Raw genomic sequence first — 8,383 nt, 5'->3', positions numbered from 1 at the left:
AACACAGTTGGCGGTAAATCATATTACCCAAGGCATCGTAGGTGTATTCGGTGCCGTTGTATTCCTCGAGGCGGTTGCCTGTGCCGATGTTGCGGCCTTTTGTCCGGCTGATGTGATGCCTGTCTGAAAGGTGTTCAGACAGGCCTTTATCTTTGAGGCCGTCTGAAACCTTATCCGACAGGATATTGTGCGCGGGGTCGAAAGCAAACTTTTCGCTGCTGCCGGTTTGTTTGTTGACGGCGCTTTCTATCCGCCCGAGTTTGTCGTACACGTAATCCAATACGCCGCTGCGTTGGTCGGCGGTTTGAATCAGGTTGCCGGCTTTGTCGTAGCGGTAGCTTCGGCGCACTGCGCCGCCGACCGGGGTATTGAGTTTGCCGTGGTGCTGCAAGGTGCGGTTGGCGGTGGCGGTTTGGTGTTTCAGACGGCCCATCGGGTCGTAGTCGTAGCGGCTGGTTAAGGCGCCTTGGGTTCTTTGGATTTCCTGATGCAGCCGGTCGCGTTCGATGTCGGTTATGGTTTCGCCGTCGAGGTTGATTTGGTGCAGGTGGCCGCTGCCGTAGTAGAGGTAGTTGAGGCTGCGGCCGTCGGGGAGAACGGTTTGGATACGGTTGCCGAGCGGGTCGTATTGATAGCCTACCGTTGCGCTTTGGCCGTTGTGGACGGTGGTTTCGCTGACGAGCCGGTCGAGTACGTCGTAAACGAGTTCGACGCTGCTGTGGCGGTTGCGTGCTTTGACCAGATTGCCGGTCAGCGGGTCGGATTGTTAAAGAACAAAATTTAAGACGGCCTGAATCGCTTAGAGACCGTCTAAAAGGGTTTGATTAAGCTTAAAGTTTTTGCTGGGTTTGAAGCTTGATTTACCATACTAATAATATGCCTTCTTCAGGCATAATTTCCCTAGCTGGCGGCGGGGATGGGAAAGAACCCTTCCAGCCAAGAATGAGATGTCCATTACGGTAAATATCAAAAATATCTAAACCAAAGGAAGGAATATTTTTATCGTACCTTTTAAAATACAAACAATGCAAATATTGATATATAAATCGAGATAAGTATAGATTTACTGATGAATTATATTTTTTATTAAATAGTAGTTCTTTATTTTCTATTTTTTTGAAGTCAATAATTTTATTAGCTTTATCAGTTACTCTGTTCCACTCACCATCGTATTCCCTTTTTTTATAATTTGATAGGTATCGAGTAGTCCTATTGTTACCCTCATTAAGTAAATTTTCTAAGCACACAATATCTTTATAATTATCTTCATATTTTAAATAATTCAAAGCATCATTATCATTGGTTATTTGCAGAATTTTATACTTGCATTCTATATTTTTTAATGGCTTACCCACGTTCTCTCCCCATTGTATTGATTGTATCTCATCAATACAATTAATCATGATTTCATCAAATTCTATTTTTTTAAAAAGGTAATCATATATGAAATTAAACATACTAAAATTTCCTCATTTATTACAAGCACCAGGACGCTTTGTAGTTCTGTTTGGGAGATTAGGCAATTTATTCCAAGGCCTAATTTTGTTTCTAAACTGCTCTTTCATTGCTCTTATCACACCTACAAAGCTACGTATACGGCCTACACCCGCACTTCTAAGTGATTTATAAAGAGCTATATTGTATCTAAATACGGTTGGCATTTTGCCCGTATTTCTATATTTATCATAGAAGTTATCCAAGGAAAAATGTGCTGCATTATGCGGAGTCCCTGGCTTAAATGCGCTACCTTTTAAGCCAATCACTTCTCCATCATTTCGACTGAAATCAGGAAATGTTTGCGACTGATTTAAATGGTGTCGTTGGATTCCGTTACCTATTTCACTTCCTTTATTTTGGACTTCAGAAAAAATACCAAAACCATGCTCTTTTATTAAACCAAAATAGTCAACCCAAACATTCACATTCGGCGCAAACTGATAAAAGTTATCCCCTCCCAACAACCCAATTGGGTCTTGATTCACAAACCTACCCGCATCAGGTTCATAGTAACGGAAAAAGTTGTAATGCAACCCCGTTTCTTGGTCGTAATACTGATTCTGCAAGCGGAAAGGCTGATGAACTTCTTTATAAACCCGCTCGTCTGTTTTCAGACGGCCCCAAGCGGTATATTCGCCGTACCACAGCAGATTACCGTATTGGTCGGTCATCTCGCGCGGGATGCCGATTTGGTCGTTGTGGAAGTAGCTTAGGTATTGTTTGCCGTCCTTGGCGTTATCAAAGACTTGCGCCAGCGGTTCGTAAGAATCTTGGTCGGTGTAAACGTAGGTATAGCTGCCTTTGTAGGTGTATTCCTGAAGCAGTCTCGTCCCGTCCCAAACGAAATGCGTCCGTTTCGGCTCGGTGCTTATCCACGCCAATTTGTCTTTGCGCTCTTTGCTTAAACGCCGTCCGAACGGATCATAAGCGTATTCCCATATCTCGGTATTGCCTGCGGGTTTCTTAATCTCCGTTCTGATTAACTGGTTTTCGGTATCGTAAACGAAGTATTGGCTTTCGCCGTCGGGCAACTGGCGGTAAATCATATTGCCCAAGGCATCGTAGGTGTACTCGGTGCCGTTGTATGCTTCGAGGCGGTTGCCTTTGCCGATGTTGCGGCCTTTTGTCCTGCTGATGTGATGCCTGTCTGAAAGGTGTTCAGACAGGCCTTTGGTGTCTTTGAGGCCGTCTGAAACCTTATCCGACAGGATATTGTGCGCGGGGTCGAAGGCGAACTTTTCGCTGCTGCCGCTCTGTTTGTTGACGGCGCTTTCAATCCGCCCGAGTTTGTCGTACACGTAATCCAATACGCCGCTGCGTTGGTCGGCGGTTTGAATCAGGTTGCCGGCTTGGTCGTAGCGGTAGCTTCGGCGCACTGCGCCGCCGACCAGGGTATTGAGTTTGCCGTTGTGCTGCAAGGTGCGGTTGGCGGTGGCGGTTTGGTGTTTCAGACGGCCCATCGGGTCGTAGTCGTAGCGGCTGGTTAAGGCGCCTTGGGTTCTTCGGATTTCCTGATGCAGCCGGTCGCGTTCGATGTCGCTGATGACTTCGCCGTCGAGGTTGATTTGGTGCAGGTGGCCGCTGCCGTAGTAGAGGTAGTTGATGCTGCGGCCGTCGGGAAGAACGGTTTGAATGCGGTTGCCGAGCGGGTCGTATTGATAGCCTACCGTTGCGCTTTGGCCGTTGTGGACGGTGGTTTCGCTGACGAGTCGGTCGAGTACGTCGTAAACGAGTTCGACGCTGCTGTGGCGGTTGCGGGCTTTGACCAGATTGCCGGTCAGCGGGTCGTAGTCGAAACGGGTGCGGCTGTAGTGTTTGCCCTCTTCGGCGGGAACGAGCGTACCGTCGATGCGGCGGCTGGTTTTTTCAGGCAGATAGATGAAAAATTTAGATTATTAAAGATCATTAGAAAAATGCCGTTTGAAAAAAAATTTTCATTCGGCATATTATGATTATTTTAATAAACTGTAAATTTATTATTCATTATAATCAAGGAAATATTTTATAAAGGATATAAAGTTACCCCATTTTTTATCGAATTGTTTTTTATTAATAAAATTTTTAATATTTGGTGCTTCCACAAAATATACTTCATCAGTATTTTTATCATAAAACAAATAATCATCAAGCTCATTATGAAGAAATGAAATATAATTAACTGGTAAATTTTCCCATTCTCTAAGATTCTGAGTTTGGCTACTCTGAAAATCCTCTAAATCCATAGACAAATCAACAAGATATCCTTCTTTACCATAAATTTCATCACTATAATTTGTCCAAAATTCAACAAAATCTTGATTTATATCACCAAACCCTAGGCTTTTAAACATTACTTCATATTTTTTCTTTTCATCAGGTAAAATTCTACCAAGCTCTTCTTCAAGATATTCTGTAAATTTTTTATCCAGCATAATCAATCTCCGAAATTTTACACATTAATCACTTAACATCGACCAGTAGCTCTTCTGCGTCGTCTTTCAGCTTTTGCTCGATCTATCCAATACTGCCTTCGATCTCTACCAAAAGATTTTCTATCTACAGGGTGGTGAGGATGTTTTCCAGTACCATCAACTTTATATGGATGCAAGGCATTCGAACGATCAAATTTACTATGAGAAGTTCCAGAAAGTTCAAATAATGGACCTCTTCCGTCTTGCTTTGAATGATGTAAATTTATGGATCTGCCATCAGGTCCCAACGGAGCTATTCCTTTAGATGCTCTCTCTAAGTTTGTTCTGCCTTTATTATCTACTTGATCCCAATTAATACCCTGTTGGAATACTACATATTGCTGTCCGGTACCTCTTGAAGGAGCCTGCCATATTGAACGACTAAAACGATTTAATCCCCAAGGGTCAATCCAAGCAGTTATATTAGGAGCAAAAGTATATAAATTATCACCGCCGAATAAACCTATAGGATCTGAGCTAACAAATCTACCTATATCTGGCTCATAGTAACGATATAAATTATAGTGAAGCCCTGTCTCAACATCATAATATTGATTTTGTAATCTAAACGGTTGGTGTGCATTTTGATACACTCGTTCATCTTTCTGCAATTTGCCCCATGCTGAATATTCACCAAACCACAATAAGTTGCCATACTGATCCGTCATCTCGTACGGGATGCCAATTTGGTCAGTATGAAAATAACTTAAATAATCTTTATTATCTTGTTTGCTATGAAAAACTTGTGCTAATGGCTCATAACTATCTTGATCTGTATAAAAATAAGTATAATTTCCTCTGTAATTATATTCTTGTAATAATTTTCTTCCATCCCAAATAAAAACAGTCGCTTTAGACTTCAATGCATTATTATCAATCCTATTTTTACTCAAACGTCTACCAAGTGGATCATAGGTATATTCCCAAATTTGAGTTTCACCATTTGCTTTTTTTATCTCAGCAAAAATTAATTGACTTTCTGCATCATAATGAAAAAATTGACTTTCACCATTAGGTAATTGGCGGTAAATCATATTACCTAAAGCATCATAGGTATATTCAATTCCATTGTATTTCTCAAGGCGATTACCAATTCCTATGTTTCTACCTTTATATTCAGTATTAAAATGTTCTTCTGATAAAATATTATCGGCGGGATCAAAAGCAAAAGTCTTTTTACCATTCTTCTGAATTCTGCCTAGTTTATCATATACATAATTTAACACTCCACTTCTTAGATCAATTAACTGAATCAAATTACCAGCCTTATCATAATGATAATTTCTCCTGACTACTCCTCCAACTAAGGTATTTAGCTTTGAATTATTTTTTAGAATTTGATTAGCAGTAGTAACTTGAGAACGTAATCTTCCCATTGGATCATATTCATAATAGCTAGTTAACTCACCTTGAGTACGGCTTACTTCTTGATGTAGCTCATTACGTTCTATATCAGCGATTAACTCTCCATTAAGATTGATTTGATGCAAATGGCCACTACCATAATATAAATTATTGATAAGTCCACCATCAGGTAAAATAGTTTGAATTTTATTACCTAAAGCATCATAACGGTGTTGAACCGTTACTTTATAACCATTGTGAACAGTTGTTTCTTGAATAAGTTGATCTATAGAGTCATATATAAATTCTATGCTGCTATGGTGGTTTCTCGCTTTAATTAATTTCCCACTCAAACAATCATATTCGAAACGTATACGGTTATAAGCTTCAGTATTAGAAGTTGTTTTACCTTCAACCTTACGACTAACTTTTTCAATTAATTGCCCCATAAGATTGTATCTATACTTGTGGATATGCCAAATCTCGGGGCGGTCGGCGTTAAGGCCGTCTGAAAGGCCGTATTCGGTTTGTTCGCTCAGTTGGCCGGCGGCATCGTAGGCGTAGCCGGTGATTTTGCCGTCCCAGCCGGTTTCTTGAATCAGGTTGTCGGTGTTGTCGTAATCGAGGCGGTAGCTGTCGCCGTTTTCGTTGGTGAGGGTGGTTAGTCTGCGGGCTTGGTCGTAGCGGTAGCCGAAGCTGTGGCCGAGGGCGTTGGTGCGTTTGACGGGCAAACCGTCCACCGCCAGTTCGTATTCGGTTTTGGCACCGAGGCCGTCGATATGGGCAATCAGACGGTTGATGCGGTCGTATTCAAAGCTTTCACTGCTGCCGTCGGGGTAGTCGGTGCGGATGTGGTTGCCGGCTGCGTCGTAATGGTGGCGGGTGGTATGGCCGAGGGCGTCGGTAACGGTTTCGAGGTCGCCGTATTCGGTGTAGCCGAAACGGGTGGCTTGGCCGGAACAGTCGATATAGCGGATTAGTTGGCCGTCTGAACCGTATTCGAGTTGTTTGGTTTTGCCCAGTGCGTCGGTGATGGCGGCGGGCAGCCATTGTTCGTTGTAGGTGTATTCGGTGCGGTGGCCGGCGGGGTCGGTGATGTGAATCAGGTTGCCGCGCCCGTCGTAGGCGTATTCGGTGATTCTGCCGGCGGGGTCGTTGACGGCAACCGGCAGGTTTAAACTGTCGTGGTAGTCGATTTGGGTGCGGCTGCCGTCGGGGGCGGTGATGCTGATAAGGTTGCCGAAGGTGTCGTAGCCGAAACGGGTTTCGCGGCCGAGTTCGTCGCGTTGAAGGGTAATCCGCCCCCAGTCGTCGCGTTCGCTATCGCTGCGATGGCCGTCGGCATTGATGTGGTAAATCTCTTCGTAGTTCTCGTCGAAACCGTAAATCTCTTCCCTACCCAATGCGTCGGTAACGCGGGTGTAGCCGTCACGGTAGTCGAACGTCCATGCTTCGCCGAGGTTGGTATGGCTTTTGAGCACTTTGCCGTCGGTGTCGTAACGGTCGTATTCGTAACGCGATACCAACCCGTCGGGCTGGTTGTGCTCGATCATGATGTGGTTGCGGTAGGCGAAACCGCGCAGACGTTTGCCGTCGCGGCCGTAAACGGCGGTCAAATCGCCGTAGCCGTCGTAGCCGTAGCGCACCAATTCGCGGCTGTTGAGGGTAACCGAGGTTAGGCGGTTGACGTAAAGGTTGTCGTCCTTACCGACAAATACGCCGTATTCGGCAGCGGCATCGAATACTTCGTCGCTGTCGTTTAGGCGGATGGAGGAGAAGTGTAGTTGAAACTGCCGGCCGCTGCTGTCATAAACGCTGTGCGGCAGTCCGTTGTCGCCGTAGCAAAGGCGGATGTGGTGATGGTTGCGGTCGAGTTGGGCAATCAGTTGGTAAACGCCGTCGCCTTCGTCGACTTCGGCGAACCACAAACGGGCACCGCCGTCAGGTGAGGCGATTTGGTAGAGGCCGTCTGAAACTTGTGAGAAATAGATTTGCTCTTCGTGGTCGAAATAGGCATCTTCCAAACCGTAGGGGTCTTCTTCCGCAGGGTCGGCAACGGGGTCGGCCTCTTCTGTGTCGAAGTCGTCTTCATCGTCGGCATATTGCGGTTCGTCTTGCTCGTCGTCAATATCCGGCAGCGGAATTTCCCGGCCTTGTTCGTCAATGTAGAGGAAGCCGTCCTGCGTCCGTTCCAGCCGCATCGAAAACGGCAGCGACCAGCCCTGCCCCAACCAGCCGTTGCCAGGTTGGTCGGAATAGTAGCTGCGCTGCCAGATTAGGGGGAGAGGGGAATCGAAAACAAAGTCGGTTTCTTCGGGAAGGACTTTAATACCCAGTATGGCATTCACCGGACGACCGACCGCGCCACCTTTGCCGCCGCCTTTACACGGACAACCTCCCGAACCGGCTCCCCTTCCTCCTGCAGGTCTGCCTTTACGTCCTCTGCCTTTTTTACCTTTCCCCTGAGTAACCAACCCACCGTCAAACCCCATACCGCTACCGCCGCCAAACCCGCTAACGGTCTTTTTAGTAGGCGGCTTCGGCCCCGGCACACCGGGAATCATCGAAGCTAAGGAAATCACCGTAGAAGCCACATCAACGGCTGCTGATACGGCAGAGTCGGGGGAAACAATCGATAAAGCGGTAGAAGCGACATCGGCCGCCATCTCAATCACTTCAACGGGGCCGGCGGCATTGGTCAGCGGTTCGGGCGGATTGGCGGAGCCTTGGGACACCATGGCCGGCGCCGAAGGCTGGGGGATGAGAATGCCTATGGTGTTGCCGAAAGATGCCATGAGATTACTCCGTCAAAATTCCGTTGTTTTAAAATTAAAAATAGAGCGACCGCAGATTTCTAAAATAAATTTTAAATCGCTTCTGCTCATTTGAAAATGCCGCTTTACATTTCAAGAGGCCAAAAGCAATCTTAATCAGACATCAGAACTTAATATTTGTTCCTTTCAAGAAGAATAACTTAGGTAAATGGTTAGGCCGTCTGAAAATAAATAGTGTTAATGCACCAATCAAAATTATGGTAAAGTAGCCGAAAAATCCAAAATAAAAATATCCGTAGGGGAATAATCGTCATTTCA

The 8,383-nt window shown here is 45.4% G+C and carries 4 protein-coding genes and 2 pseudogenes; all 6 read right to left on the bottom strand.

The genetic code is table 11. The features are described 5' to 3' along the window. Window positions 1–760 (bottom strand): annotated as a pseudogene (locus HMPREF9370_RS12595) (RHS repeat domain-containing protein); the annotation flags it as partial. Between the two features lie 100 nt (window positions 761–860). After that, complete coding sequence (locus tag HMPREF9370_RS02000; RefSeq protein WP_009115607.1) at window positions 861–1,457, bottom strand: hypothetical protein; 597 nt, start codon at window positions 1,455–1,457, stop codon at window positions 861–863. Between the two features lie 12 nt (window positions 1,458–1,469). Further along, window positions 1,470–2,957, bottom strand: coding sequence for an RHS repeat domain-containing protein (locus HMPREF9370_RS11555; RefSeq protein ID WP_009115606.1), 1,488 nt, complete (start codon window positions 2,955–2,957; stop codon window positions 1,470–1,472). Between the two features lie 78 nt (window positions 2,958–3,035). Further along, window positions 3,036–3,266, bottom strand: a pseudogene (locus HMPREF9370_RS12625) (RHS repeat protein); the annotation flags it as partial. 207 nt (window positions 3,267–3,473) lie between these two features. Further along, on the bottom strand, window positions 3,474–3,908 hold the full coding sequence (locus HMPREF9370_RS01985) for a hypothetical protein (protein WP_009115605.1): 435 nt from the start codon (window positions 3,906–3,908) through the stop codon (window positions 3,474–3,476). A gap of 32 nt (window positions 3,909–3,940) precedes the next feature. After that, complete coding sequence (locus tag HMPREF9370_RS01980) at window positions 3,941–8,086, bottom strand: DUF6531 domain-containing protein (protein ID WP_169311358.1); 4,146 nt, start codon at window positions 8,084–8,086, stop codon at window positions 3,941–3,943. Between the last annotated feature and the right edge of the window lie 297 nt (window positions 8,087–8,383).

This window comes from Neisseria wadsworthii 9715, assembly GCF_000227765.1.
Taxonomy (GTDB): Bacteria; Pseudomonadota; Gammaproteobacteria; order Burkholderiales; family Neisseriaceae; genus Neisseria; species Neisseria wadsworthii.
This window is presented reverse-complemented; position numbering and strand designations above follow the sequence as displayed.

Excerpts from the sequence above, each read along its gene's own strand:
- HMPREF9370_RS11555 (WP_009115606.1), bottom strand. The coding sequence starts at position 2,957 with ATGGGCCGTCTGAAACACCAAACCGCCACCGCCAACCGCACCTTGCAG.
- HMPREF9370_RS02000 (WP_009115607.1), bottom strand. The coding sequence starts at position 1,457 with ATGTTTAATTTCATATATGATTACCTTTTTAAAAAAATAGAATTTGAT.
- HMPREF9370_RS01980 (WP_169311358.1), bottom strand. The coding sequence starts at position 8,086 with ATGGCATCTTTCGGCAACACCATAGGCATTCTCATCCCCCAGCCTTCG.
- HMPREF9370_RS01985 (WP_009115605.1), bottom strand. The coding sequence starts at position 3,908 with ATGCTGGATAAAAAATTTACAGAATATCTTGAAGAAGAGCTTGGTAGA.